General features: G+C 47.2%; 24 protein-coding genes and 1 tRNA gene. 18 read left to right on the forward strand and 7 right to left on the reverse strand.

What is annotated here, in order from left to right:
* Window positions 1–214: 214 nt before the first annotated feature.
* Together V6C93_RS23680 and V6C93_RS23685 are read left to right on the forward strand one after the other, a co-directional pair.
* Window positions 215–559: a hypothetical protein gene (locus tag V6C93_RS23680; protein ID WP_333479134.1), complete on the forward strand. Its 345-nt coding sequence runs from the start codon at window positions 215–217 to the stop codon at window positions 557–559.
* Window positions 560–594: 35 nt separating this feature from the next.
* The gene (locus tag V6C93_RS23685; RefSeq protein ID WP_333479135.1) at window positions 595–2,832 is read left to right on the forward strand and encodes a pentapeptide repeat-containing protein; all 2,238 of its coding nucleotides are present in this window, start codon (window positions 595–597) and stop codon (window positions 2,830–2,832) included.
* A gap of 391 nt (window positions 2,833–3,223) precedes the next feature.
* Here V6C93_RS23685 and murA read toward each other — a convergent pair whose 3' ends face one another.
* Complete coding sequence (gene murA / locus V6C93_RS23690) at window positions 3,224–4,642, reverse strand: UDP-N-acetylglucosamine 1-carboxyvinyltransferase (protein ID WP_349262820.1); 1,419 nt, start codon at window positions 4,640–4,642, stop codon at window positions 3,224–3,226.
* Between the two features lie 205 nt (window positions 4,643–4,847).
* Here murA and V6C93_RS23695 point away from each other — a divergent pair.
* The 6 genes from V6C93_RS23695 to V6C93_RS23720 all read left to right on the forward strand — a co-directional run bounded on the left by V6C93_RS23695 (window position 4,848) and on the right by V6C93_RS23720 (window position 9,189).
* Window positions 4,848–4,931, forward strand: a tRNA-Leu gene (locus tag V6C93_RS23695).
* Between the two features lie 15 nt (window positions 4,932–4,946).
* On the forward strand, window positions 4,947–5,078 hold the full coding sequence (locus tag V6C93_RS23700) for a hypothetical protein (RefSeq protein WP_333479137.1): 132 nt from the start codon (window positions 4,947–4,949) through the stop codon (window positions 5,076–5,078).
* Between the two features lie 27 nt (window positions 5,079–5,105).
* The gene (locus V6C93_RS23705) at window positions 5,106–5,909 is read left to right on the forward strand and encodes an RNA methyltransferase (protein WP_333479138.1); all 804 of its coding nucleotides are present in this window, start codon (window positions 5,106–5,108) and stop codon (window positions 5,907–5,909) included.
* Window positions 5,910–6,344: 435 nt separating this feature from the next.
* Complete coding sequence (lpdA, locus tag V6C93_RS23710; RefSeq protein ID WP_349262821.1) at window positions 6,345–7,778, forward strand: dihydrolipoyl dehydrogenase; 1,434 nt, start codon at window positions 6,345–6,347, stop codon at window positions 7,776–7,778.
* 84 nt (window positions 7,779–7,862) lie between these two features.
* Window positions 7,863–8,750, forward strand: a complete 888-nt coding sequence (trpC, locus tag V6C93_RS23715; protein WP_349262822.1) for an indole-3-glycerol phosphate synthase TrpC — start codon at window positions 7,863–7,865, stop codon at window positions 8,748–8,750.
* Between the two features lie 151 nt (window positions 8,751–8,901).
* Window positions 8,902–9,189 carry a DUF5340 domain-containing protein gene (locus V6C93_RS23720; protein ID WP_333479141.1) on the forward strand — a complete coding sequence of 96 codons (288 nt, stop codon included), beginning with the start codon at window positions 8,902–8,904 and terminating at the stop codon, window positions 9,187–9,189.
* Window positions 9,190–9,540: 351 nt separating this feature from the next.
* Here the strand turns inward: V6C93_RS23720 and V6C93_RS23725 are convergent, their stop codons facing one another.
* Complete coding sequence (locus tag V6C93_RS23725) at window positions 9,541–10,344, reverse strand: SDR family NAD(P)-dependent oxidoreductase (protein ID WP_333479142.1); 804 nt, start codon at window positions 10,342–10,344, stop codon at window positions 9,541–9,543.
* 477 nt (window positions 10,345–10,821) lie between these two features.
* Here V6C93_RS23725 and V6C93_RS23730 point away from each other — a divergent pair, with 477 nt between their 5' ends.
* Window positions 10,822–11,295, forward strand: coding sequence for a TspO/MBR family protein (locus V6C93_RS23730; RefSeq protein WP_333479143.1), 474 nt, complete (start codon window positions 10,822–10,824; stop codon window positions 11,293–11,295).
* Between the two features lie 115 nt (window positions 11,296–11,410).
* Entirely contained in the window at window positions 11,411–12,565 is a 1,155-nt protein-coding gene (locus tag V6C93_RS23735; protein ID WP_333479144.1) for an alanine--glyoxylate aminotransferase family protein, read from the forward strand.
* 244 nt (window positions 12,566–12,809) lie between these two features.
* Here V6C93_RS23735 and V6C93_RS23740 read toward each other — a convergent pair whose 3' ends face one another.
* The 4 genes from V6C93_RS23740 to nblR form a co-directional block, all read right to left on the reverse strand.
* Window positions 12,810–13,001, reverse strand: a complete 192-nt coding sequence (locus tag V6C93_RS23740; protein ID WP_333479145.1) for a DUF2949 domain-containing protein — start codon at window positions 12,999–13,001, stop codon at window positions 12,810–12,812.
* 336 nt (window positions 13,002–13,337) lie between these two features.
* Complete coding sequence (locus V6C93_RS23745) at window positions 13,338–13,520, reverse strand: hypothetical protein (protein WP_333479146.1); 183 nt, start codon at window positions 13,518–13,520, stop codon at window positions 13,338–13,340.
* Window positions 13,521–13,634: 114 nt separating this feature from the next.
* Window positions 13,635–14,207, reverse strand: coding sequence for a DUF192 domain-containing protein (locus V6C93_RS23750; RefSeq protein WP_333479147.1), 573 nt, complete (start codon window positions 14,205–14,207; stop codon window positions 13,635–13,637).
* A 177-nt stretch (window positions 14,208–14,384) separates the two neighbouring features.
* Window positions 14,385–15,080 (reverse strand): response regulator transcription factor NblR, encoded by a 696-nt coding sequence (gene nblR, locus V6C93_RS23755; RefSeq protein ID WP_333479148.1) that lies wholly within the window; start codon window positions 15,078–15,080, stop codon window positions 14,385–14,387.
* Between the two features lie 163 nt (window positions 15,081–15,243).
* Here nblR and V6C93_RS23760 point away from each other — a divergent pair, with 163 nt between their 5' ends.
* The 8 genes from V6C93_RS23760 to V6C93_RS23795 all read left to right on the forward strand — a co-directional run bounded on the left by V6C93_RS23760 (window position 15,244) and on the right by V6C93_RS23795 (window position 25,309).
* The gene (locus V6C93_RS23760; RefSeq protein ID WP_333479149.1) at window positions 15,244–17,295 is read left to right on the forward strand and encodes a PAS domain-containing sensor histidine kinase; all 2,052 of its coding nucleotides are present in this window, start codon (window positions 15,244–15,246) and stop codon (window positions 17,293–17,295) included.
* A gap of 415 nt (window positions 17,296–17,710) precedes the next feature.
* The gene (locus tag V6C93_RS23765) at window positions 17,711–19,120 is read left to right on the forward strand and encodes a sensor histidine kinase (RefSeq protein WP_333479150.1); all 1,410 of its coding nucleotides are present in this window, start codon (window positions 17,711–17,713) and stop codon (window positions 19,118–19,120) included.
* A gap of 418 nt (window positions 19,121–19,538) precedes the next feature.
* Window positions 19,539–19,979, forward strand: coding sequence for a response regulator (locus tag V6C93_RS23770; RefSeq protein WP_333479151.1), 441 nt, complete (start codon window positions 19,539–19,541; stop codon window positions 19,977–19,979).
* Between the two features lie 14 nt (window positions 19,980–19,993).
* A complete protein-coding gene (locus V6C93_RS23775) occupies window positions 19,994–21,598 on the forward strand; it encodes a sensor histidine kinase (RefSeq protein ID WP_333479152.1) in 1,605 nt (534 codons plus the stop codon).
* A 348-nt stretch (window positions 21,599–21,946) separates the two neighbouring features.
* Complete coding sequence (locus tag V6C93_RS23780; protein ID WP_414644262.1) at window positions 21,947–22,858, forward strand: hypothetical protein; 912 nt, start codon at window positions 21,947–21,949, stop codon at window positions 22,856–22,858.
* Window positions 22,859–22,977: 119 nt separating this feature from the next.
* On the forward strand, window positions 22,978–23,436 hold the full coding sequence (locus tag V6C93_RS23785; RefSeq protein WP_333479154.1) for a hypothetical protein: 459 nt from the start codon (window positions 22,978–22,980) through the stop codon (window positions 23,434–23,436).
* 218 nt (window positions 23,437–23,654) lie between these two features.
* Entirely contained in the window at window positions 23,655–23,963 is a 309-nt protein-coding gene (locus tag V6C93_RS23790; protein ID WP_333479155.1) for an SH3 domain-containing protein, read from the forward strand.
* Window positions 23,964–24,166: 203 nt separating this feature from the next.
* On the forward strand, window positions 24,167–25,309 hold the full coding sequence (locus V6C93_RS23795; protein ID WP_333479156.1) for a hypothetical protein: 1,143 nt from the start codon (window positions 24,167–24,169) through the stop codon (window positions 25,307–25,309).
* Window positions 25,310–25,625: 316 nt separating this feature from the next.
* Here V6C93_RS23795 and V6C93_RS23800 read toward each other — a convergent pair whose 3' ends face one another.
* Window positions 25,626–25,946, reverse strand: coding sequence for a hypothetical protein (locus V6C93_RS23800; RefSeq protein ID WP_333479157.1), 321 nt, complete (start codon window positions 25,944–25,946; stop codon window positions 25,626–25,628).
* Between the last annotated feature and the right edge of the window lie 49 nt (window positions 25,947–25,995).

Here is a 25,995-nt window from a genome sequence, read left to right on the forward strand (position 1 = left end):
AGACCCCCTGCACAAGGGTTGGTTGGTGAGGTAGGAGATTTCTTAAGTCAGTGACATTCAGCTTAGGACAGATTGAACGGCTAAAACGACCATGTACCAGTAAAAAACCTTCTGCCTTCTGCCTTTTGCTATACAATCACACCAGACACCCTCCTATTGTGTAGCCAGTTGTTCTTTAAGACCGTTTTAATGGCAGCCAGCAGCCAATTACCCGATGAATCCGCAAGAAAATCAAGATTACAATCGCAGACTTCAGGATCTAGAAGCAGAACTCAACAAAGATCGACCCCTGTCATCAGTAGAAACACCGTTCTGGCAAGCGCTTGACCGCTATATCAATCGATCGCAAGTGGAAGCGATTCGCACTCGAGTCGTCAATTGGTTTAATAGCCTGCCCACTCCCGGTAAAGTGACTGTTGTTGCGATCGCAGCAATCGTCGGTATTTCGCTGTTCTTGAGCGTACTCCAACTCGTGGCTTCCCTGATGAGTCTTGCCATTCTAGGAGTAATACTGTACTTGGTGTATAAATTCTTCGTGACACCCCAGTCTCCCAAGTAACTACAAATCCTTTCCTCATGGCGTGAGGTTTAAGCATGGCTAGCCCTAGCATAAAAAGAAGTCAAAATCAAGAGGTTGGCCAGTCGCTTCCGCTGCGACTTCGCTGGGTTTTGCCGATGGTGATGCGGCGTTGTGCCGCTGTCGTGGTTGAAGTATCCCTGGTGGCGGGGAGTGCGCTAATTCCTTACAGCATTGGTTGGTATGCCAAAGACCACTCCAAGGCCGAAGCCGTACCTCTTAACCCAGTGCTGGCTTCAACAGAGGAGGCGATCGCCAAAACACTCGGCTATCCCTTGCGCGAACAGCTGACTCAGGAGGTTGCCCCTCTTACCAATTTATTCTGGTGCGGAGCTTTAGTGATGCCTGTTGTGGTGACAGGCTGGCAACTCTATCTTTTGGGAAAAACGGGTAAAACTACGCCCAAACGTTGGTTTGGAGTACAAGTCGTCACCGCCTATGGTCATCCTCCAGGCTTGATTCGTGCTATTTGGCGTGAGGCTGTCGGACGCTGGGGAGTGCCGATGGGAACGGCTTATCTCTTATGGCGCTATACGGGAGCCTTTCCCGATGTCGGGATTTTACTAGGACTGGCAGGATTAATGCTCTTGGCAGAGAGCAGTTGTTACCTGTTCAACTCTCGACGCCGCACCCTGCATGACCAACTGGCAGGAACCTATGTCTTGGATGCGCGAAATAATTTCTCATCCTACCCAAATTCCGTTCAAACTGGGCGATCGCTCGGACGTGACCAGACCGTTACCCTAGATATGGAAGACGGTTGGTACTCCTCACAGGAGGAAGGCTCAACGGGTCAACCCTCAAATCGAACCGTCACAACCATCGTTCTCACCTCCCAGGCACCCAGGCGACAACCGCTAAATCTTTGGCTGTGGATGCGCCGATATCCTGGTCTTACCTTGCTGATTATCGCCTTTGCCAGTATGGCGTCTATCCTGGGAACGTTTGTGGGTACCCAAATCTATATTCAAAGTCAGGCTAATCGGCGGGAGTTCAAAAATCAGGATAATCAGGTGTTTCTGGGGCTGGTGAAGCAATTAAGCTCGACTCCTGGCAATGCCATAGAAGAGCGACAAGGAGTCATCTTGGCGCTGGCAAGGCTTGACGATACTCGTGCAGTTCCTTTTTTAGTGGATTTGCTAGCTCAGGAAAAGACGCCCAGTGCGATCGATGCGCTTCAACAAGCACTGGTGAGTAAAGGGCCGGAGGCGTTAACACCTCTGCAACGGTTGAATCAAGCTCTGCAAAACGACCAAGAGACGCTACGGCGTCGAGGCACACCTCAATCTCAGCTGTTGGTTGCGTTGCGGCAACGAGCCACGAAAAGAGCGATCGCTAAAATTCTCACCATCTATACGGGTCAACTCCACGAAACTGACCTAAGCCGTACCGAGCTGAGCCAGGTTAGTAGCGGTTCTGCCCAATTTACCCTGGTTCTGGACAACCTGATTTTGTCGGGCATTAACTTCCGCTCAGCCAAGTTGACCAATGCCAGCTTACGCAATAGCATCTTCTACGGGCCAGGTAACGATGAACGCTTAGGCACCTTTGATGATTGGATTGTTGACTTAAGCGGTGCTGACCTCAGAGAAGCCGATCTAACGGGCTCCAATTTGACGAATGCCCTCTTGAATGGCACCAATTTGATGCGGGCTACACTCAGCCGAGCCAAATTATCTAACAGCCGCCTGAGAAACGCAAACCTCAGCAGCACCGAGCTGATTAGTACTGATTTGCGTCAAGCTGTTTTAGAAAATGCCAGCCTAACGGGTGCTCATTTGGGAGAGGCAAGATTAGCCCGTGCTAATCTGCATGGTGCCCGCCTTGGACAAGTTAAAGCCGTAAGAAGTGATTTTACGTTTGCAAATTTGTCTGAATCGAACTGGCACAGTGCAGATCTTTCAGAGGCCAATTTAAGCAACGCTGACCTCCGAGAGGCTGACCTCAGCTCTACCAAACTCACGGGAGCCGATCTGAGGAATGCCCAATTGCAAAATGCCACGTTACGTAATTCCAATCTGAGCACGGCTGACTTACGAGGGGCGAATCTGGCAGGAGCCGATTTACAGGGAGTCAATTTTGCTAGTGCACCTCGCGTCCAGTCGAATCAATTTCTAGCCAAGCCCCCAATTGCTACCTCAGCTGCTCGCATCAAGGGCGTTAATTTTGCCCAAGCTATCAATTTAGGTACCGAGCAGCTTAAGTTTATCTGTAACAATGGTGGGCGGCATCCGCAATGTCTTAATGATAGATAATTGCAGTCAAAAGCCGAAATCAAAAAATGTTTCTTGATGTTGGTTCTTTCTGAATACAAATCTTTTTCTTCAGGATACAAATCTTTTTCTTCAGGTAGTTATGGATGCTGTTTAAGGCAAAATCTGTGAGACCAACACATCATCAAACAATCAAAACCAGTCCTGTGCCAGCTATCAGTTGATGTCGATTTTCCGATGAGCTTGACCAACTCGTGCGGTCTTTAGGTCACAGCTTGTCCATAGTGACACCAATATGAACAGAGGATGTAACAGATCTATAGATTCAAACCATTGCCTCCAGAAGGCTGGTACCATCCACAATCGAAAATCCAACATCCAAAATCGTATGACAAACTATGGACAAGTGTAATCAACAATCCGGTTGCCTTATTTAAAGCTCTTGGAGTGAAGAATGAGGTGGTGTAGAAATCTGGCTGGGAGCGCTCAAAGCCTTATCTGCCTCAACCGCTACATCAGCTTTATCCTGAACCCGCTGGACTTTTGCTCCCAATTTCCGCAACTTCCCTTCGAGGTCGTCGTAACCCCGGTCTAAATGGTGCAGACGCTGAATCGTTGTTTGCCCATCGGCGGCAAGCGCGGCTATCACGAGGGCTGCCGACGCTCTGAGGTCTGTTGCTACCACAGGGGCACCCGATAACATAGACACTCCTCGGATGAGGGCGTGCTTCCCTTTTACACGAATATCTGCGCCCATGCGATTCAACTCAGGCACATGACCCAGTCGATTTTCAAACACCGTTTCGGTGATAACGCCATCCCCTTCGCTCTTGGTCAGTAGTGCCATAAATGGCGCTTGCATATCAGTAGGGAACCCTGGATAGGGCAAGGTTTCAATATCTGTTGCTCGTAGTCTGCCCGGAACAAGCCGTAAGCAGTTGGGACCTTCAGCGATTACCTTAGCACCAATATCTTGCAGCTTAGCAATCACAGCGGTGAGATGGTCTGGAACCACGGGTGAGATGGTAAGTTCCGAGTAGGTAATTGCCCCAGCCACTAGAAATGTTCCGGCCTCAATGCGATCAGGAATGATCGGATAGTCCACCGAGTGCAAGCTGGGAACACCGGAAATGACAATAGTGTTTGTGCCAGCACCACGAATCCTGGCTCCCATTGCTCTACAAAAATTTGCCAAATCTACCACTTCTGGCTCTTGGGCGGCGTTTTCAAGGGTTGTTTCCCCTTCTGCTAATGTTGCCGCCATCATCAGGGTTTCCGTGGCACCCACGCTGGGGTAGTCCAAGTAAATTTTTGCCCCCTTTAACCTCCGATTGCTTCCAGGGACATAGGCGTGGACAATTCCATGATCGATGTGTACCTCAGCTCCCATAGCTTGTAAACCCCGGACGTGCAGGTCTACAGGTCTAGCACCAATGGCACAACCGCCAGGTAGAGGCACGCGAGCCACTCCCATTCGTGCCAGCACTGGACCAATCACAAAGAAACTGGCTCGTAGCTGGCTGACCAACTCGTAGGGCGCTTTCGACTGCCCGATGTGACTGGCATTGATCTCTAACGTGTCACCATTATGTTCAATCTTCACGCCCAGAGCCGCGAGAATCTGGCTCATCCGCTTAACGTCTACAAGAGACGGTACATTGCGCAGTCGGCAATCTGTAGGACAAAGTACAGCCCCTGCCATAATCGCCAAAGCCGAATTTTTGGCTCCGCTAATTTTGACATGCCCGTGAAGAGAGTTATTGCCCCAAATCTGCAAGACTGATTTGTCTTCTTCAGGTAGAGAGTGGGTATCTGTCAGGTTCAGAGAGTGATTGATGGGTCTATCCTCCAGAATCAGCTAATTTCTTGGCATTTTTTAAAATTTGGTTCTGATTCTACCTGAAAGATTCTAAATGTCCAGATTTATCAGGCAGCTTACTGGTTTACCAGTTTCGGATTGTAACCTGTTCTAGCTCATATCTTTAGAAAAAAAAATTAGTTGACGAATTCCCGCAATTGCGGCATCATTGGAAACTGCATGGAAAAATACAACGCAAGCGGAACTGGCGGAATTGGTAGACGCGCTAGATTCAGGTTCTAGTGTTCGCAAGGACTTCCGGGTTCAAGTCCCGGGTTCCGCATCCCAAGTTTGGATTTTGGATTCACGGCTGATAGGCTCAGCTAGAGCCGATGAATTAATTGCAGGTGCAATTAATTCCGTCAGCAACGGCGACATGGAAAAAGTTTTCAGCGATTCTGAGCAATTCGCCAACGCAGTCCATCCCTAATCCAAAATCTAAAATCGTGATATCGTGATGCTGACAAGTACTCAGAATCCTCTGGTAAAGCAAATTAGGAAACTGCACAGTGCCAAGGGACGGCGAGAGCAGCAACTCTTTTTGCTAGAGGGAACTCATCTTTTAGAAGAAGCTTGTGCGGTAGATTATCCGTTGGTAACGGTCTGCTTTACGCCAGAATGGCAAGAGCGTCATCAGCAACTTGGGCAAGAGGCGGCTTCCCGATGTCAACGGGCAGAATTGGTGAGTCCGGAAGTTCTGAAGGCAATCGCAACGACTGTGCAACCGGATGGGGTCGTGGCAACGGCACAGCGTAGTCTTACCCCGAATTCAACGCCTCTTCAAGGGGTGCCTCTCCTCACGGGTGTAGGTCTAGCTTTGGAGACGCTGCAAGACCCAGGCAACCTCGGAACAATCATTCGTACAGCAGCCGCAGCAGGTACCGATCGCTTGTGGTTGAGTACGGACAGTGTAGACGTTGACAATCCGAAGGTGTTGCGCTCTTCAGCAGGTCAGTGGTTCCGGCTTCCTGTAACAGTCAGTCCTGATTTGCAAGATGTTGTTACCCAATGCCAGACTCAAGGAATACAGGTTATGGCAACGCTCCCTGATGCCACCTTGAGTTACTGGGACGTAGATTTACTTTGTCCCACCCTAATTCTGTTAGGGAATGAGGCCGCTGGACTTAGAGCTGACTTAGCCATGCGAGCTGATCGGCAGGTAAAAATTCCTCTGATGCCAGGAGTAGAGTCATTAAATGTCGCGGTCGCAGCGGCCTTGATGTTATACGAAGCCCAACGCCAACGTCGAAACAAAGCTTGAAGGTGGTTAGACGATTGAAGCTTAGAAAGTTGTTAGGTTTATCTCCTACAAAGGCTAAATTGGAGAGTTGGAAGGTTCAAACTCGTCTTCATAATCCGCTAATTGGTAAACTTGCAACTTGCAACTTCTTAACTTGCAACCCTTCTACTCCCTCTCTTGATCCAACATCACATTTTGTAGCGGCTCTAGGTTGTCAAAGAAGGCATCAACATCAGCCCCCGCTTCATGGGAGGGTAAGAAATTCAGTGACAGGTTATTTCTGCCAAGCCGATCTAGAACACTTGAGATTTTAGTTGGACAGAGAAACTCAAACCACAGTTGTTGCCACGCTTGTCTCTATGGCAGCCAGATGAACAGGTGAATTAAACTAAATACTTGTGTTCATGGATTACTCAAGTTAAGAATAGGGAGGCGATAGGCATTACACAGATGAATGTGAGTCAAGAATTTGATTACGATTTGGTCATTATTGGAGCTGGTGTAGGGGGACATGGCGCGGCTTTACATGCAGTCAGCTGTGGATTGAAAACCGCAATTATTGAGGCGGCTGAGATGGGCGGTACCTGTGTTAATCGAGGCTGCATCCCGTCAAAAGCGTTATTGGCGGCATCGGGTCGGGTGCGGGAGTTACGGAACGCCCACCACCTCAAGTCTTTGGGTATTCAGGTGGGAAGTGTGGAGTTCGATCGCCAAGCGATCGCAGACCACTCGGGTAATCTGGTAAATAAGATTCGCGGAGATCTAACCAATAGCCTCAAACGCTTAGGCGTCGATATTATTCAGGGTTGGGGTAGGGTCGCTGGACAGCAAAAAGTCTCCGTGGCAACAGACAGCGGCGAAAAAACCATCACAGCAAAAGATATTCTGCTATCCACAGGTTCCATTCCTTTCGTTCCTCCGGGGATAGAGATTGATGGCAAAACGGTGTTTACCAGTGACGATGCCGTAAAGCTCGACTGGTTACCCGACTGGGTCGCCATTATTGGTAGTGGTTACATTGGCCTGGAGTTTGCTGATGTTTACACGGCACTAGGGTCTGAAATTACGATGATCGAAGCCCTTGACCAATTGATGCCGACCTTTGACCCGGATATTGCTAAGCTGGCAACACGAATTCTGATCACACCCCGCGATATTGAAACCCATGTGGGCGTGTTTGCTACAAAAGTTATCCCTGGTTCGCCAGTAGTCATTGAATTAACTAATCCCAAAACTAAAGAAGTGGTCGATGTTCTGGAAGTGGATGCCTGTCTGGTGGCAACCGGGCGGATTCCAGCCACCAAAGATTTAGGGCTAGAGGCTGTCGGGGCACAAACCGATCGCAGGGGCTTTATTCCTGTGAATGAAACGATGGCAGTCCTTTCAGGGGGTGAACCAATACCACACTTGTGGGCAATTGGGGATGCTACGGGTCAAATGATGCTAGCTCATGCGGCATCGGCTCAAGGCATTGCGGCAGTAGAAAATATGTGCGGTCGTCACCGTACTGTAGATTATCGCAGCATACCGGCAGCGGCCTTTACTCATCCAGAAATTAGCTATGTGGGACTGACAGAGCCAGCCGCCAAAGAGCTAGGTGAAAAGGAGGGGTTTGAAGTCGCAACGGTGCGGTCGTACTTTAAGGGCAATTCCAAAGCGATCGCAGAAGGAGAAGCGGATGGTATGGCTAAAGTCATCTACCGCAAAGATACAGGCGAAGTCCTCGGCGTTCATATTCTGGGACTGCATGCCTCGGATTTGATTCATGAAGCATCTAATGCGATCGCACAGCGCCAATCCGTTAACACCCTCGCCTACTTAGTCCATGCTCACCCCACACTGTCGGAAGTTCTGGACGAAGCCTACAAACGTGCTGTGCTTAGTCATTAGTCAATTCAGCGTTGTTAGTTGTTAGTTGTTAGTTGACCAATGACCAATCACCATGACCAATGACCAATGACTAGTAACCCATTCATGCAAATTCGCCGACGCCCACCCAGTCCAGCGGTTGATGTGAGCATCATTCGTTATCAAGTTAAAGTCCCAGACGCTGAGCCACGCCATATCCTGGAAGAAATTGTCTGGCACAAAGAGACGGAAGTTGACCAGATGCGGGAACGCCTGTCTTTGGTGGAGTTGCGCAAACAGGTGCAAGCCGCACCTGCCCCCCGCGACTTTAAGGCCGCCTTGCTCTCTGGTAAAACTCGTCCTGCGCTGATTGCTGAAGTCAAGAAAGCATCTCCCAGTAAGGGGGTCATCCGTGAAGATTTTGATCCAGTAGCGATCGCTCTTGCCTACCATCAAGGCGGTGCAACGGCTATATCTGTGCTAACCGATCAAAAATTCTTTCAAGGAAGCTGGGAAAACCTAAGGAAGGTTCGTGCTGGTATTGACCTGCCAGTCTTATGTAAAGAGTTCATTATCTATCCTTATCAAATCTACCTCGCCCGCTCTTATGGAGCTGATGCGATTTTGCTAATTGCTGCCATTCTGTCGGATCAAGACCTCCAGTACTTTGTCAAAATTGCCAAGTCTTTGTCCATGACCCCTTTGATTGAGGTTCATACTCTTCAGGAGTTAGACCGCGTCTTATCTCTAGATGGGGTTACCCTAGTGGGTATTAACAATCGAAACTTGGAAGACTTTTCGGTCGATCTGCAAACGACCCGCCAACTGCTGGAGGCGCGGGGAAACCAGCTCCAAGAGCGTGGCATTTCGGTTGTCAGTGAGTCAGGACTTCACACAACAGCTGATTTGGATACGGTGGCTTGTGCAGGAGCCACGGCTGTTCTTATCGGTGAATCATTGGTGAAACAACCTGACCCCGCTTGTGCGATCGCTGATCTGTTTTCCAAGGCGTAGCTCGTGTCCTACGAACGCTTTTCCAACAGGGAGAACCCTAAAGGCTTTCACTATGCGCTGGCGACGAGACCCCTGCTTATCAAAAGCGCAATCGCCCTAACAGGATGCTCCGCTATCGCAGATTCGTCCATTTCGAGGTAGACCAGCTTTCATGGAGCCAATTCCCCTTCCTTCTTATATCCATTACGAACTGCTTCTCCAACTTCTAGAGCGTCAAACGTCGTTTGCTGTTAGTCAAAAACCAGCCGTTCGCGAGCAGGTTCATCAACTGATCGGCACCCTCCGCAAAGCTTTAGCCCAACAGAAGCAACTTGAACAAAGCTGTCAGCGATCCAACTTACCCATTGAGTATCGTTGGTCTCTCAACAGCGCTAACTTGGAGCCAAACCATTCCCCAGATGTTTTTCCCCTAGGTCAGAAGCCTGAAGTTAGCAAGTGATATTAGAGCCCGTTACATGGGCACGTTAAGCCAAAGGAATTAAAAATTGGTAAGGTGTGATGCGTAATTCATAATACCGTTTTGGATGAGGATGCTCCCATCTCCTCATCCTCACCTACGGCTCAAGTCATCTCTGGTTAACCTGGGCGGTCTACAGTGAGCTAGGCATTCTCACCCGTCTTTAATTACGAATTCCGAATTAATCATTATGAATTATGTTGATCCACTCCCACGGCTTGAATCGGTTAAGGGATAGCCCAAACAGGGAAGAGGGGTGGAGGTGAGGGCTCCCACCTCGTCAAAGATGAGCATTTGAGCTTAAGTTAACGCCAATGGCTCTCTAGGCACAAATTACTTGTTTGCCGATCCTGGTTCAGTGAGCTGGCGGTGCTGTTCGGCATTGACCGTATCAGGCAAAGCCTTACTGACGTTGCCCTGAATCTTCGTTTTGAGCGAACCTGCGATGATGTGGTCTTTGCCTGTCATCAGTGCCTCGAACCCCTGTTTAGCGACTTGAGCCGGGTCATCCTTCTCGTTCGCGCCCGCCTTGGTGTCATCCATACCTGCGCGATGGAAGAAGTTGGTATCGGTTGGCCCCGGCATCAGGGCAGTAACGGTGACGCCCGTATCCTTCAACTCGTTACGCAGCCCCTCCGAGAAGGAGTGTACAAACGCTTTGGATGCGGCGTAGACGGCCTCAAACGGTCCGGGCATGATGGCTGCGATGGACGAAGTGAAGAGGATACGACCCTTGCCGCGTTCGACCATGTCCTTCACGACCCGTTTGGCGAGATGCACAGATGACACGACGTTCAGGTTGATGAGATTCAGCTCGTCCTTCAGGTCAGTCTCGCGAGCAAAATCACCGCCGACACCGACACCTGCGTTAATTGCGATCGCCTCCACCGCTCGACCAGTCGCCTTAATCTGGTTGTAGAGTGTCTCAACACCTTCATACGTGGCAAGATCTGCCTGCACTGTCTCAACCCCCGCACCCAGCCCCTCGAAGGCTTGAGCGGCTTCATTGATACTCGGTCCGGTGGCTGTGACGAGGAGATCGAAGCCGTTTTGGGCGAACTGTTTGGCGAGTTCGTAGCCGATGCCCTTAGAGGCACCCGTCACGACAGCCAAGGGTCGGGTCAACGAATTGTTCATTGCTCTTATCCTTATGTAAGACTACTCAAGCGTGTTTTGAAGCTTTCTGCCCTAAAGCCATCCTAAAGATTGAGAAGTCTCCTCTCCTCTGACTAATGAAGTGCGATGCTTTCTCTACTGCTCTATCTAAGGGATGAGCCAGTGGCACAGCTATTGCAAGTTTTAGGGGAAATATGAGGCAATAACTCTGGCTTATCCTCAAAGTCGGCTTTCGCCGGACTGCCGGACTGTAGGGAAACTTTTTCTTATAGATGAAAGTTGAGCAACGGTACTTATTAACTGAAGGATAAGCTGTTAATTTGAGGTGAATAGGTAACGGCGAACCCAAAATGCAGCTATTAAAATAAACTTTTAGTTCTTGCGATTTCTCTCAAACCCAAGACGGATTAAAGCAATTCCTTAGCCTGACACAATTTATTTATAGGATTTGACTCAGATTATAAACAGTAATGATTTAGCTCAAGTATTGGGGGAAAAATGCTAAAATCTTGGATGATAATTGGTGGTGTAACCTTTTTAGTTGCTCTAGGTAGTAGTTTGATTAAACCAAAGGATATCTCTTGGTCTCAACGCCTAGATCGACCGAAGTGGCTATTCTTTGAGCCAGCTATCCCATTCATCTGGACTGTCATTTTTGCTTGTGGAGCCGGGTCAGCTATTCTCGTCTGGGAAAAAGAGCCAGGGAGTCTTAGAACTTGGTTACTCATGGGATTTTACCTGCTAGTCGAAGTGATCACAGTCGCTTACATCCCTGCTACCCTGAGACGACGGAGCCTGGAAGTTGGCACGGTTTTAGGGTGGATTGGTGTAATCTTAGGAGCTCTGCTGACGCTGGTTGTTTGGCCTATTTCTCGACAGGCTGCTCTTTTACTACTTCCTTACCTAATTTGGAGTCCGATTGGAAGTTACACAACCCGGAGGATGATTGACCTCAATCCTGATGCTGCATAGGAGTTTAACCTTAACATCAGATCAGACAAAACAAAAAAAATTTCTCGCTTCCATCACACCCAAGCAAGTTGTGCGATCCTGGATTATGCGCAGTGAGAAGATGGAGGACTAGGAAATGGACAACAAGCTCATGCTGATGATTCCAGGGCCAACGCCAGTACCGGAACAAGTGTTACTAGCCTTGGCTAAGCACCCGATTGGGCACCGTACCGGCGATTTTAGCGCCATTATGGCAGAGGTGACCCAAAACCTCAAATGGCTCCACCAGACCGAAAATGATGTCTTGGTGTTAACAGCTAGTGGTACCGGGGCGATGGAAGCGGGTATTATTAACTTCTTGAGTCCGGGCGATCGCGTTCTGGTGGGATGTAATGGTAAATTTGGCGATCGCTGGGCAGATTTGTGTGCAGCCTTTGGTCTTGATGTCGATAAAATTACAGCAGAATGGGGTAAAGCCTTAGATACCGAGCAGTTTAGAGAAAAGCTAACGGCTGACACTGACAAGAAAATCAAAGCCGTCATTATCACCCACTCTGAGACATCGACAGGCGTCCTCAACGACCTAGAAACCATTAACCGTCATGTCAAAGAACACGGTGAAGCATTGATGATTGTTGACGCCGTTACCAGCTTGGGGGCGGTTAATCTACCTATTGATGCCTGGGGGATTGATGTCGTGGCTTCAGGTTCCCAAAAAGGCTACATGATTCCCCCCGGACTGGGGTTTGTTTCCGTGAGCCCTAAAGCCTGGGAAGCTTATAAAACCGCTAAGCTACCACGCTTCTATCTGGATTTAGGGTTGTACAAAAAAGCGGCGGCGAAAAATAGTAATCCCTTTACCCCGCCCGTCAACCTGGTTATAGCACTACAAGCGGCGCTACGTATGATGCAAGCTGAAGGGTTAGAGTCCATCTTCGCACGCCATCAACGTTTGATGAGGGCGACAAGGGAGGCGATTAAAGCGCTTTCCTTACCCCTGTTTGCTTCTGATGAGGCGGCTAGTCCGGCGATTACGGCTGTGGCCCCCGTGTCCGTTGAGTCAGAACAAATCCGTGCCGTGATGAGAAAGCGCTTTGATATTGCTCTAGCGGGAGGACAAGACCACCTGAAAGGGAAAATCTTCCGCATCGGTCACCTCGGCTTTGTTAGCGATCGCGACATTCTCTCTGCCATTGGCTCTCTTGAGGCCACCCTTCAGGAGTTGGGATACGAATCTCTGACGCCTGGAGCGGGTATTGCGGCGGCGGCTAGGGTGTTTGCTCAATCATAAGAGTTGAATGTTGAAAGGTTGAATGTTGGAATGTTAAATATTGAAGCTTGAAATGTTCCTATTACTCTTATAACCTGCAACCTGCAACCTAAAAAAAGAGCGAGTCGCTCATTGACCCGCTCTTTTTTGTATGGGATAAATTGTGAATGAAAACAAATTATTGGAATTTGCCTGGGAGTTATGCCAACCCAAAGGCGTAAGCGCTTGGACATGATTCGTTTGCTCCTTGCGGATTTGTCCAGTCTTAGACGGTTTCCAGCCAGTCATAAATCCGCTCTAGCTGATCGAGCGTTACTAAACCGTACTGCCAGAGAATCATCGGCAAGGGGCCTGGGTCTTGTTCCCGATATCGTTGCGCCATTGCCAGCGAATCTGTGGGAATGGCTAACTCGTCTTGAAGAAAACGAAGGAATCGAGTATAAGTTGTAGGGTTCATATTTGCTTTCACCTCCTCTTGTCTGCTCTATTTTGGATTTAGAGGTCTGCGTCTTGAAAGTCTCGGTAGCCAGTCTTTCATCCGTCCACTGTTTGCCGATTCTGATTCTCTATATTGAGGGTGAGAACCTTAGCAACTTGTGTCCGAAATCACCAGCTATCGAAGATTTTCGTCAACTAAGTTTTTCTTCTACGCTTGTCGCCTTACGAAATTTCCGTACCAGAGGCACTGCCACTAGAACGTTTCCAGTTCGTAAGAGAGCTTATTGCGCTGCGCTGAACCGGTTAGAAAAAACCAGACGCGGCGGTCTTAAGCAGCGCTTGCTTAATTTATTAGCTACTCAAGCGCTTTTATTAAAGCCATCTGTAAAATGGCAGATTCAGAAACGAGCCTACGCTGTGCCTTAAACTTTCCCCACACCATAACGCCAATGGTAATCCGATTGGCATGACCAGCGTAAAACCCCACCTTCTCTGCTCCCCCTCTGGAACTGAAGCGCGAGTAGGCTTTTCTTTTCATAGTCAATAATACTTATATTATTGACCCTTGAAGTCTGCCTAAGGAAAGAGTAGCTCATTTTCTCTACAGAACTATAAGATGTGAATTAGTTTTTTTAATATTCTTAATAATAATTTAAGAAGTTGGTCGCACGGTAGGGGGTTTATTACCGTTGAGGAATTTAACGTTGACGCGATCGCCCACCTTCAAACCGAGTTCAGCAGCACGTCCCGCACGTAGTTCAATCACTTGGTCAATAATAATCGTGTTCTCAGGGCCATAGGAGGGACAGGGGTCGGCGGTACAGGGGGGAACATTCGCGGCGATCGCTTTGACTTGTCCTTCTCGCAGAAAAATCATATCGAGCGGAATTTTGGTGTTCTTCATCCAAAAGTTAACGGGTTGTGGCGGATCGAAGGGGAACAGCATCCCTCGGTTACCAGCCAGAGAGGTTCGGTACATCAACCCCATTTGCTGCTGCTGGTGCGTCCGTGCCACTTCGAGTAAAATCCGTTGAGCTTTAATCTCGGCTTGAGCAGAAATTGGTAACATTTGACCAGCGTTCGTGGGAGATGATGAGACGACAGGGGAAGCTAGAGGCTGTTTGCCTAAGAGTACCTCGCTTCCCTGTTCAGCGGGCACTGATGACGCACAACCCATGAGCAAAAGACTCAGTACTATTCCTGATAAACCCATTTGACACTTCATCAAAGTTTTCCCGCTCGATATCCGATCTGTTCGTTACAGGGTGTTCAAAAACAATCCTTGTAGGGAACACCATTAATATCTAAGCGATCGCTGGCCTGTTGATAAAGTTCCCTACTGAAAATAGCTGATTTTGAAAACGGGCGATTTCAAGAAAACCCAGCCCCCATTTCCTACACCCTAAGACTCCCGCAACACGTAACCGACGCCCCTTACTGTCTGAATCAAGCGCTTTTCGCCCTCATCTTCAATTTTGAGACGTAAATAGCGAATATAAACCTCAATGACATTCGACTCTCCCATAAAATCGTATCCCCAAACATTTTCGAGAATCTGTTCGCGGGTTAAGACCTCGCGGGGATGCATCATCAAATACTTGAGGAGTTCAAACTCTTTCATGGTCAGGTCAATTGCCCGTCCTCCGCGCATAGCACGACGGGTAGTCAGGTCTAAAACCAACTCCCCAAATCTTAGCTGCTCTGTCGCACTTGTTTTCGGCTCTAGATAGAGGCGCACCATCTGTAAAAAGGGTTCAGTGCGATAGGGTTTGAGGAAATAATCATCGGCTCCAGACTCTAAACACGCCACGCGATCATCAACAGTGTCACGAGCCATAAGCAACAGGATCGGTACGCGAGAGCCTGAACTTCTAATCTGAGTACACAATTTCAGTCCTGATTCGCCAGCAAGCGCTCGATCCACGACGACCATCGCCGGTTGCAGTTCACAGGCTTGATGCCAGCCACTAATCGCATCATGAGCAACAATAGTACAATATCCTGCTTCTTTCAAATCCAGGCTCAGTCGTTCAGCAAAAGCTTCGTCTGTTTCTACAACTAAGACACAGGGATTAGGATCGAGGATAGCAGAGTGCATAGGCAGAACTTGTACTTTCAACTTGGGTACTGTACCTAAGTTATCTCCCTTTTTGTCGCATGTCTTGGCGATCTGTTACAGGCGAGGTTTGCCTGACAGTTTACCACTAATTGGGACAGGTGAAGAGAGGGTCACAGATGAGAGTGTTGAGCAAAGAAACTTCATGCTGGAATTTTTAAGAATCCTTGGAGATGCAAGGGGGTTTATTCCTCACGGACACTGCTATCTCTGGAAAGCAGAGTTGATCTGGCTTCATATCGTCTCGGATTCTTTGACGGCGATCGCTTATTATGCAATTTCCTTCATGCTGGTCTATTTCGTCCATAAAAGACGAGATGTGCCCTTTGACTGGATTTTTCTAATGTTTGGCAGCTTCATCGTCGCCTGTGGTACGACCCATTTATTTGAAGTATGGACGCTTTGGCACCCGACTTACTGGCTATCGGGTTTGATCAAAGCCATTACCGCTTCGGTTTCATTAGCGACGGCTGTGCTGCTAGTTTTTTTAATTCCTCAGGCACTTATTCTCCCAAGCCCTGCCCAACTTGAGGTGATCAATGTTGCACTGAGAAACGAAATCACTCAGCGAAAGCTCTCAGAGGAAATGTTGCAACGAGCTAATGAACAGCTAGAAGTCCGGGTGGGAGAACGCACCGCAGAGTTAGCTTTAATTAATGAATCACTGCAAGCGGAGATAGAAACGCGCAAACGAACTGAGGAAGAACTCCAAAAATCTCTCAAAGACTTGTCAGATATCAAATTTGCTTTAGATCAATCGGCAATTGTAGCGATCACTGACGCCAGGGGAGTCATTACCTATGTTAATGATAAGTTTTGTGAGATCTCCCAGTATTCTAAAGAAGACCTGACAGGAAAAACCCATAAAATCATCAATTCGGGTTACCATCCAAAAGAATTCTTTAAAGACCTTTGGTCAACGATTTCGACGGGTAAAGTTTGGCAAGGGGAAATTAAGAACCGAGCCAAGGATGGCACCTATTACTGGGTTGATACAGCAATTGTTCCATTTTTGGATGAACAAGGAAAACCCTTTCAATATTTAGCGATTCGATTCAACATCACCGAGCGCAAGCAGTCAGAGGAGGAACTGCAAAAAAGCTATAACCTCTTACATTCAGTCATTGAAGGCACACCTGATGCTATTTTGGTCAAAGACCTCCAATGTCGCTACGTCATGATCAACTCGGCGGTTGCCAGAATCCAAGGGAAGCCTGAGTCAGAAATTCTGGGTAGAGATGATCGTGAGTTGTTTGGATGTGAGTTCGGGCTTCCCCTAATGGGAAATGACCGCCGCATCATGACGACGGGTAAAACTGAGCTCCTTGAGGAAGATGTACTAATAGGGGGCACTCTGCGGACGTATCTCTCCACAAAAAGCGTTTGGCGGGATGCCCAAGGACGTGTCATCGGTTTGATTGTGATTTCCAGGGACATCACCCATCGCAAACGAGCCGAGCAATCAATCCGAGAACTGAATCACAACCTGGAACGCCGTGTTGCTGAACGCACAGCCGAACTCGAAGCAACCAATCAGGAACTTGAGTCATTCTCTTATTCTGTTTCCCACGACCTCCGGGCACCGCTGCGGGGGATTGATGGCTTTAGCCAAGCCCTTTTAGACCGCTACGCCGACCAGTTAGATGATAAAGGCAAGCATTATCTCCAACGTATCCGTGTCGGTACGCAGCGCATGGGAGAACTGATTGATGATTTGCTTAAGTTGTCACGGGTGACCCGTAGTGAGATGCAGCGCACGCAAGTCGATTTGAGTGCCCTGGCAAGGGAGATTGCCACAGAACTCCAGCATACACAACCCGAACGGCAAATCGAGTGGGCGATCGCACCTGGACTGGTGGTCAGTGGAGATGCGAGGCTTTTGCGAATTGTGCTGGAGAATCTGCTGAACAATGCTTGGAAATTTACTTCATTGCAGGTACTAACACAGATTAAATTTGATTTCATCCCTCAGGAAGATGCTAAATCTGTCTATTTTGTGTGTGACAACGGTGCTGGTTTCGATATGGCTTACGTTAATAAACTATTCGCAGCCTTCCAGCGCTTACACAGCCAAACACAGTTCCCCGGTACTGGGATTGGACTAGCTACTGTCCAACGTATTATTCACCGACATGGAGGTCGAGTGTGGGCTGAAGGCGCGGTTGAACAAGGAGCCACATTCTACTTCACGTTGTAACCTAAAGACTGTTCTTTCCCTGTCCCTCAAGACTAAACTAGGACTTACGCACTGAAACGAAATCTCGTTGTTCTGGGTGTTGGCAAAGAAGCGGGAAGCCTTATTCTACCGTTGCGAATCTGGCTGAGTGCGTAAGTCCTATAAACTTACTCGGCAAAAGTTTTCCATCCGTTCGAGCGCTATCGGAGGGAGAGGCAAGAAGGGGGAAATTTGCAGGGGTGGGTTATTTCAGCCAAGCGGGTGTAATCATCTGACCCAAGGAAGTGCCCTTCTTTTGATAGAAGACAACCTGGACGATTAAAAGTTAACTTTTCTGACGTTTGAGCAAAACAGCTTATCCAACAAGTAGTCGTAGAGTAATGGGATTTGTCATAGCTGCTCCTCAACGAACTGCTGCCCATATAAGGAACTGATAATGAAGAGGCTATTGCGTGTTCTTCTCGTTGAAGACTCACTAGACGATGCAGAACTGCTAGTCATTGAACTAGAGAACAGCGGCTATCATCCCATATATAAGCGAGTGGATAGATCAACCTTACTCGCAGCCGCAACAGACAATCTGACGGACTCTGAGTTCGACGTAGAGGTGAAAACCTATACCAACACAGAACCGTGGTTTTTAACCCATGTCCAAAGCCTTGACATTGCGATTCAATACCTGGGTGGCGATGGTGTTTTGCGCACCGACAAAAGCGATCGCTATGATGTTGTTTTATTAGACCTCTCCCTCCCCGACTCAGTAGGATTGGATACCCTCAAAAAGTTTCAGCATCTTGCACCCGATCTCCCAGTTGTTGTACTGACGGGGGTAGACAATCGCTCACTAGCCTTAGAAGCTATGGCAGTCGGTGCGCAGGATTATCTCGTCAAAGGTCAAATTTCAGGGGAATTGCTAGAGCGTGCGATCCGTTATGCGATCGAGCGCAAAAAAGCTGAAGCACACCTGAGAAAAGCATTGGAACAGGAACGGGAACTCAACCAGCTCAAGCTGATTCACAGCGAAAAAATGGCGACATTGGGACAACTCGTTGCCAGTGTTGCCCACGAAATCAATAATCCTGTTAACTTTATCTTTGCCAACCTCACCCATGTTGATAACTACACGCGAGACATACTCGCTTTAATCGACCTTTACCAGCAGGGTTCTATCCACTGCGAGCCTGCAATCCCAGACAAAATTGAAGAGATTGACCTTGATTTTTTAAAGGAAGATTTGCCCAAAATTATAGGCTCCATGAAGATAGGAGCTGAACGCATTTATGAACTTGTGCTGACGTTACGGAACTTCTCCCGTCTAGATGCAGCCCAAATGCAACCCGCCAACATTCATGAGGGCATTGATAGCACTTTATTGATTTTGCAGGATCGTCTGAAGGAAAAGTTAGGGCGTCCGGCGATTCAAATAATTAAAGAATACGGCAACCTTCCCCTAGTTGAATGTTATGCCGGACAATTGAATCAGGTGTTTATGAACATTCTGAGCAATGCCATTGATGCGCTGTCTCAAGCTAGCTTGCAGAGAGCAAATAAAGCCAATAAAAACAGTTTTTTAACTATTATAATTCGTACTCAAATTTTAGAAAAAAATCAGGTAAAAATTAGTATTAAAGATAATGGATTGGGGATGAATGAATCTGTTAAAGCAAAATTGTTCCAGCCTTTTTTCACAACAAAAGAAGTGGGGCAAGGTACAGGTTTGGGATTATCTATCAGCTATCAAATTGTGGTAGAAAAGCACGGTGGGCAGCTGCAATGTATCTCAGCTTTAGAGCATGGGGCAGAGTTTATTATGGTGATTCCCATTAAGCAAAAGAGTCAGTCATAACGTCCGGCTACAGGCATCCTATTTGATTTTTGATAATTATTAACGAACCACAGAGGCACAGAGGAGACCGAGGGAGTTCATCAGGAAAGAAGGAGCCTCTCATAAATGATTGAGGCGTAATCTAGTCAAATCAATTTGAATTATATCCTCTAGGAAGATGCTGAATTGGCCTCTTTGTGTTCAACAAAAACATTGGTTTGAGATGGCTTAAGCAAACCCACTAGTCGGAGCTTTTGGGCGCTGACACTCAAAAGTTCGGTTCGTTGATTCCGGCATCGGATGCGCAACTGTACAGCGGGATTATTACCCGCTTGGGAGTCAAGTTGAGTTTGAACACAGGGTAGAACCAGGAGCAACCTTGTCCTTGAGGCTGTAAGCTGAAAGGAGGTTCTTTATTTGCTCTCAATAGGCTAAACAGGTGGCTCAAAAAAACGCTCTACTCCTAGTGGAAGATAATCCTGACGATGAAGAATTAACTTTGCTGGCTTTCGAGCGAAGCAGGATTACCAATGAGGTCGTGGTAGCCCATGACGGAGAAGAAGCGCTAGACTATTTATTCGGTACAGGAATGTACGCAGGTCGTGACCTGAGCATCATGCCAGCTCTAATCCTCTTAGATTTACAATTACCGAGAATAAATGGATTGGAAGTATTACAGCGACTGCGTGCTGACAACCGGACAAAATTGCTTCCCGTCGTTATTCTCACAACATCCAATGAGCAGCAAGACTTGATTAATAGCTACAGTTTTGGATGCAACAGCTACATTCGCAAACCTGTAGATTTTCAACAATTTATGACAGCCGTACAGCAATTGGGGATGTATTGGCTAATTTTGAACGAACTACCATCATTCTAAGGACTTTGCTCATAATGAATAGGCCACTGCGTGTTTTGATCGTTGAAGACTCGGAGGATGATGCCGAGCTGTTAGCGTATGAACTAGAGTGCAGGGGTTATGACTTCGTCTATGAACGAGTAGATACAGCAGCGGCGATGAACGCCGCACTCGATAAAGAAGCGTGGGATATCATCATCGCTGATTATACCTTGCCCAGTTTTAGTGCCCCAGCCGCATTGACTTTGTTGCAGGAAAGAGAGCTAGATTTACCCTTTATTATTGTGTCTGGCACGATTGGTGAGGATATAGCGGTTGCGGCGATGAAAGCGGGTGCCCATGATTACCTCATGAAAGGTAAATTGGCACGACTTGGCCCCACGATTGAGCGTGAGTTACGCGAGGCGAGTGAGCGACGCAAACGGCGTGAAGCGGAACAAACTGTGCGTCAAAATGAAGAACGATTTCGAGCATTGATTGAAAATGCCTTAGATATTATCACAGTGGTTGACTCTGATGGAATTATTAAGTATGAAAGCCCCTCTCTGGAAAAGGTTTTGGGTTACAAACCAGAGGAATTAGTCGGGAAAAATATTTTTGATTACATTCATTTTGAGGATAGGGCAACCCTCAGAAAAACGCTGAATCAGGTCGCCCAAAACCCAAGCCTGACTCTATCCATCGAGTTTCGTTTCCAGCATCAAGATAGATCTTGGCGAATTCTTGAAGCAGTAGGTAAATATTTTCTTGATCACAATCACGATATCTGTGTTGAAGGGTCTGGTGTAGCGAGACTTGAGAGTAGCGCCATCCCTACCAAACAGTCGAGCATTGTACTCAACTCCCGTGACATCACCGAGCGTAAGCGATCTGAAGAAATTCGCAATAATCTGTTAAGGGAAAAAGAACTAAGTGAAAGTAGATTCAACTTTGTTTCTATGATGTCTCACGAGTTCCGCAACCCGCTTACCCGAATCCGAGTGTCTAGCGAATTACTCAAGAATTTCAGAAACAGAACGACGGAGGAACAACAAGAACGCTGTCTCAATAATCTTGAATCTGCTGCCAGAGAGATGACGCAACTCTTAGAAGATATTTTGATAATTGCTAAAGCAGAAGTTGGGACATTAAAATTAGAGTTTAAACAATTTGATTTAGCAGAGTTTTGCTATAGCTTAGTAGAAGAAACGCAGGATTTAGCGGATAATAAACATACCCTGAATTTTGCGGCTAAAGGTGAATGTAGACAAGCTTGTATGGATGAAAATCTCCTGAAGCACATCCTCAATAATTTGTTATCGAATGCGATTAAATATTCACCCGAAGGCGGTGATATCTGGTTTGAAGTCACTTGCCAAAATGGAGAGGCTATCCTGCAAATTCAAGATCAGGGAGTCGGCATTTCACTAGATGATCAACCAAAACTGTTTGAGCCGTTTCATCGGGGGCGAAATGTCGCTAAGATTCCCGGTACAGGTCTAGGATTGTCCATTGTCAAACGGTTTGTGGACTTGCACGGCGGCAAGATTGCTATCAAAAGTGAGGTAGGAGTAGGCACCACGTTTACAGTTACACTGCCCTTAAATAGTCAGAACTCTATACAAGGACAGCGTGATGCAAGGGAGTGCCATGCCATCTAATGGGACAATCATGCTGAAAAGCCTAGTGCAAGAAGGCAGTTCGCGTAGCGTTCTCCTTCTTGAGTAGACAGGAGGCAGTTCGCGCAGCGTTCTCCGCAGGAGTAGGCAGAAGGCAAGAAAGTTTGTACAGTAAGCTTTTTAACCTTTTTCAACTGGATAGTTATTTAGGCCACGCTGCACTAGAGTTCTCTTTATGGCAAGGAGGGAATCGCTCTACTCCTGCCAGCACCCGATCGCAAAAGCTAATATCGGAGATATACCGCATTAGCGAGTTTTGATCGTAAAAAGGAAGTTGTATCAGTGACCCAATCTATCTCTAAATTGGTCGATAACCTGCCAACCAATAGCATGACAGTTTACATGCTGCGATCGCTAGATTTTATCGTCCCCGGTGAATGGCAAAACGTTGTGGGGTTTGAAAACACGATTCGTGCGGTTACGGGTGTTACGGATAGAGACTTAATTGGGGAAATTGGTGACAGGGCGATCGCACTTTACAATAACCCTTCTGAAGTTTATCAACAAACCTTATGGCTTTATCAAACCGTTGATCGGGCTGATAATGCGATCGGTGCAGCCGCACTTGCCAACAAAATTGGCGAAAAAATCAGCTTTTTAGGTTTCTTAAACCAGCTAACTCCCAAAGCGGACACCGTACAAACCATCGATCTGTGTCTGAAACTTGTTGTCGAGGCGATCGCCTTTTGTCGGCTGCATGGTATTCCTACAAGTATTGAGGCGTTTAGCTCATCTTTAGCTAACTATCATAATGAATCCGTAATCCGCATGGCTGCTCTGATTGCGGTTGATGGATTAATTCCCCTTGGCCCCAACTTTATCCTAAAAGCTCAATCTGTTCTTGGGCAATTAAATACCGCTCAATTAGAAGGAAATCCGACCTTTCAAAACCTCAGCAGCGCAATCCCTGGCGGCAGTACTGCTGGTAAATTGGGCTTTATTGGCGAAAATTTCGCCTCAGTTAAAGGCTGGATGAATAATTTTGTTATCTCTCGGAGCTTAACCCCCGATAAAGTAGTCGTACACTTGCAACAGTTTATGAACGTCGCTGATAGTAAGTTAGACTATGTAGCCGCATTTCTTGATATGTCAACTAACTACTATGAACACACGGGTACTCAGACTGTTGCCCGAAACCTAATTTTACGAGCAGCTCAAGAGACGAAGGGGAAAGGAAAGGGTAAAGAGAAAAAGAAGAAAGACAAAGACAAGGATAAAGAAAAGAAGAAGAAAAAAGATTAATTAATCTGTCTTAAATTTAATCAAGGCTGATAGCTACATTTTCTGATTATGAAAATATTAGACTGTGAGCAAATGAGTGTTTGCTCTTTTCTTTCTTTTTTGGAGGCTTCAACGTTAATATGGCTAGTGAAAAACAAAGCTTGACGATTTTTTTATTGGCTTTGAGCATCTTGACTGGAAGCCTCGTCTCTTTTTCCAAGTCTGTCGTTGCTGGCATGATTCTGGTAGATGACCGCTGCCGACCCAACTCAAGATTACCAGAGTCGGGCGGAGCCTTTGTCAATTATCAATCGGAGTTTAAAGCGAAGTTCCAAACCTATTGGTTTTCAGCAGCTCGCTATCAGGATGGGGCTTACATTCTTTGTCTTTCTAAACCCAATTTTAAAGAGCCTCAACCCTTGAAGGCGAGTCAACTGCAAAATCAATTCATTCGCAAAATCGTCAAAGCCCCTAACAGCAATACTGTTTTTGTGGTTACGGTAGCAGAAGGGAATGGCAGCCGTGTACCTTTGACAGAGTATCAGTTGAATCTAAGCAATCCTAACCAACCGAGTGTGACTCGGCTGCGGAAGAAATAGCGCTACTTGAATCTATATAGCAAAAGGCAGAAGGCTCTAGGGCAGTTCGCGCAGCGTTCTCCGCAGGAGTAGGCAGAAGGATTGTTACCGATACATCGTCGTTTCAGCTGTTAAATCTGCCCTAACTTTTATGGGGATAGCTATAAAAGTAGTGAAGTAAGGTGTATTATTTAACGCACCCTACAACAGACGTTCTAAAACACAACAAGGAGAAAGATATGATTAAAAATTGGTCACATTTTTTATTAGCTCTAGCTTTGTCCGCTTCTGCGATTACTGTAGGGCTACCCGCTCAAGCCGCACAAGTTTGCAAAGTCACCGACCCTACGGGTACTCCACTCAATGTTCGATCTCAACCAAATGGTCGAGTCATCAATAGTTTAAAAAATGGCAGAGAAGTCACTATTGAAGCCATAACCAATGATAGTAAAGGTCGTGCGTGGGCTAAGGTAGGTGGTTATGACAAGGGTAAATACAGGGCGTGGGGCTGGGTACTTCGAGAATTTATTAGCTGTTATGAGAGCTAAAATCTCCCAACTCGACGATTAGGCATCACGCTGGAGTGTTAATGAGGATAAGGCGATTTACACAAGAAGATAAGCGCGATCGCATTAAAAATCCGGAATTCGTAATGTGTCATGCGTAATGATGATGATGACCTGTCACAACGCAATCTCTGTACTCAAACACTCACTGCTAAAATGTTGGGTCGGAGATTCATGGCTCATTCATGTCTATTTGGGTTTGGTTATCAAGAGTAACGTTACTGAGTTTGGTGGGGACTGCTGCCCTTGCCGCTTTATTATTCTCAACGCCTGGTAAACACAACAGCGATCGCGCCAAGGCTACCGACGAAGCTAATCGCCTCCAAGCGGCGGCTATCACGCCAGAGGAAATGACAGTCCTCAATTTGTCGGCTCCTATGCCACCGCCGCCCATACCTCAATCCGATTTCCCGATGGAAGCTGGGGATGGCGAAAAGGTTCCAACGAAACCTGAGGATGCCAAAACAGCTTCTACGAAGCCTGAGAAGGACAAAGAAGCTTCAAAAAAGCCTAAGAATGGCGAAAAAACTTCAACAAAACTTGGAGATGACAAAGAAGCTTCCACGAAATTTAAGAAGGACAAAAACACTTCAACAAAGCCTAGGAATGGCAAAACAGCTTCAGCAAAGCCTAGGGGTACTCAGAAAATCCCTGCTCCTCCTTTCAATCTTCAGAAAAGCCTGATTACCTTGTCCCCTCTGTTTGCCACCCCTACCTCCTTAGGAATGGTAGCAATTGGTGCAGCTGAGGGAAATTATCGATTGGTCGTAAAAAACGGCGTCCTCTACGTGCAGCAGACGCCACTTTACTTCGGACATACCGATCCGGGAAACTTATCTTGGGGTGCTGTGGTGACCAATTTTGGCCCATGTAGTGACCAAGGGCGTAGTGGTGGGAATATAGCTTTGGCGGAGCAAATGTGCTTAGAGCGATCGCGCAATGCACTGCCTGTTCAGTTGGTAGATTTAAACGCCGTTGGGATTAATCCAATTGAGGATATCGAAGCCTTGCTCAACACGGCAGATTTATACAATCAGGCAAGCCCGATTCACTCCCGTTTCTTTCCTAAAGCCTTGGCGATCGCACGCCGGGGAGGGCTAAGCGGAATTGAAGCGATCGCTTGGGCAAGAACTGCCTCTTTCTACCTCAATTCCAATAATGAGCTAGATATAGAAAAGGGTATAAACCAAGCATCGGGGTTGTTAGGTATCTGTGCCCGAGAGAATCGTCCGGTAACGGAGTGGCAATGTGTCTATGGCGATCAGATGCGACGGGTTAAAGAGATTACCAACGTTTTAGACAAATATCGGCGTCTCGCCCGAAAGTAGAGTGATTGTGATACCAGCCTAAACCCAGCGACATTAGAATTAGGCCAATAGTGGGTAACCCATTCTGACCCCTTTCGCGATGATGTCAACCTGATTGTGTAACAGCAGGTAGCAGCAACGAAAGGGGTTGATCTGTTGGCGTGTAGAAGAGCAGAGGAGCGATCAACAACGCTTGTACTCCTTGGGCGATCGTCAAAAAACTTTCCCAGAATTGTTCCTGCTCACTTTGAGATGGGAATAGTAAGAGCAATGGTTATTTACGAACTTTTACACCACTGCTCACAACGCTGATAGAGGAAGAATTCTAGGGCGCTTGTCACCCCCTGAACTCCCAATGACCCTCAACCCATTTACGACCTATTCCTAAGAAGCCTGATTCCCAATGCCCAGGAATCCAAACTCTCTTAGGTGCATCCCGACGAATTTCATCCCGACGAATTTCGTTTCGACGAATTGCCTCACGAGCTTCCTGATGTTGGTCATACTGGCGGTGGTTATTATAGGCTTGAGCGAGAACCAAAGGTGCTTGCTTCACTAATGGGAGAGATGCCATTTCTCTAGCTGAGACGGGCTTGGCTATTAAGGATATCAATCCCAGTGGAAATATCAATGTGGCTATTGTAATCCTAGGATTCATACTCCATTCTCCTGAAAGTATTTACTGCCTTAATGATAGGAATCCTTCC

This window comes from Allocoleopsis sp., from assembly GCF_036703385.1.
Taxonomy (GTDB): Bacteria; Cyanobacteriota; Cyanobacteriia; order Cyanobacteriales; family Coleofasciculaceae; genus Allocoleopsis.

What these genes read in the sequence shown, in the direction of transcription:
- V6C93_RS23680 (WP_333479134.1), top strand. Translation starts at nt 215, where the DNA reads ATGAATCCGCAAGAAAATCAAGATTACAATCGCAGACTTCAGGATCTA.
- V6C93_RS23685 (WP_333479135.1), top strand. Translation starts at nt 595, where the DNA reads ATGGCTAGCCCTAGCATAAAAAGAAGTCAAAATCAAGAGGTTGGCCAG.
- V6C93_RS23705 (WP_333479138.1), top strand. Translation starts at nt 5,106, where the DNA reads ATGCTGACAAGTACTCAGAATCCTCTGGTAAAGCAAATTAGGAAACTG.
- trpC (WP_349262822.1), top strand. Translation starts at nt 7,863, where the DNA reads ATGCAAATTCGCCGACGCCCACCCAGTCCAGCGGTTGATGTGAGCATC.
- V6C93_RS23720 (WP_333479141.1), top strand. Translation starts at nt 8,902, where the DNA reads ATGGAGCCAATTCCCCTTCCTTCTTATATCCATTACGAACTGCTTCTC.
- V6C93_RS23725 (WP_333479142.1), bottom strand. Translation starts at nt 10,344, where the DNA reads ATGAACAATTCGTTGACCCGACCCTTGGCTGTCGTGACGGGTGCCTCT.
- V6C93_RS23730 (WP_333479143.1), top strand. Translation starts at nt 10,822, where the DNA reads ATGCTAAAATCTTGGATGATAATTGGTGGTGTAACCTTTTTAGTTGCT.
- V6C93_RS23735 (WP_333479144.1), top strand. Translation starts at nt 11,411, where the DNA reads ATGGACAACAAGCTCATGCTGATGATTCCAGGGCCAACGCCAGTACCG.
- V6C93_RS23740 (WP_333479145.1), bottom strand. Translation starts at nt 13,001, where the DNA reads ATGAACCCTACAACTTATACTCGATTCCTTCGTTTTCTTCAAGACGAG.
- V6C93_RS23745 (WP_333479146.1), bottom strand. Translation starts at nt 13,520, where the DNA reads ATGAAAAGAAAAGCCTACTCGCGCTTCAGTTCCAGAGGGGGAGCAGAG.
- V6C93_RS23750 (WP_333479147.1), bottom strand. Translation starts at nt 14,207, where the DNA reads ATGAAGTGTCAAATGGGTTTATCAGGAATAGTACTGAGTCTTTTGCTC.
- nblR (WP_333479148.1), bottom strand. Translation starts at nt 15,080, where the DNA reads ATGCACTCTGCTATCCTCGATCCTAATCCCTGTGTCTTAGTTGTAGAA.
- V6C93_RS23760 (WP_333479149.1), top strand. Translation starts at nt 15,244, where the DNA reads ATGCTGGAATTTTTAAGAATCCTTGGAGATGCAAGGGGGTTTATTCCT.
- V6C93_RS23765 (WP_333479150.1), top strand. Translation starts at nt 17,711, where the DNA reads ATGAAGAGGCTATTGCGTGTTCTTCTCGTTGAAGACTCACTAGACGAT.
- V6C93_RS23775 (WP_333479152.1), top strand. Translation starts at nt 19,994, where the DNA reads ATGAATAGGCCACTGCGTGTTTTGATCGTTGAAGACTCGGAGGATGAT.
- V6C93_RS23780 (WP_414644262.1), top strand. Translation starts at nt 21,947, where the DNA reads ATGACAGTTTACATGCTGCGATCGCTAGATTTTATCGTCCCCGGTGAA.
- V6C93_RS23785 (WP_333479154.1), top strand. Translation starts at nt 22,978, where the DNA reads ATGGCTAGTGAAAAACAAAGCTTGACGATTTTTTTATTGGCTTTGAGC.
- V6C93_RS23790 (WP_333479155.1), top strand. Translation starts at nt 23,655, where the DNA reads ATGATTAAAAATTGGTCACATTTTTTATTAGCTCTAGCTTTGTCCGCT.
- V6C93_RS23795 (WP_333479156.1), top strand. Translation starts at nt 24,167, where the DNA reads ATGTCTATTTGGGTTTGGTTATCAAGAGTAACGTTACTGAGTTTGGTG.
- V6C93_RS23800 (WP_333479157.1), bottom strand. Translation starts at nt 25,946, where the DNA reads ATGAATCCTAGGATTACAATAGCCACATTGATATTTCCACTGGGATTG.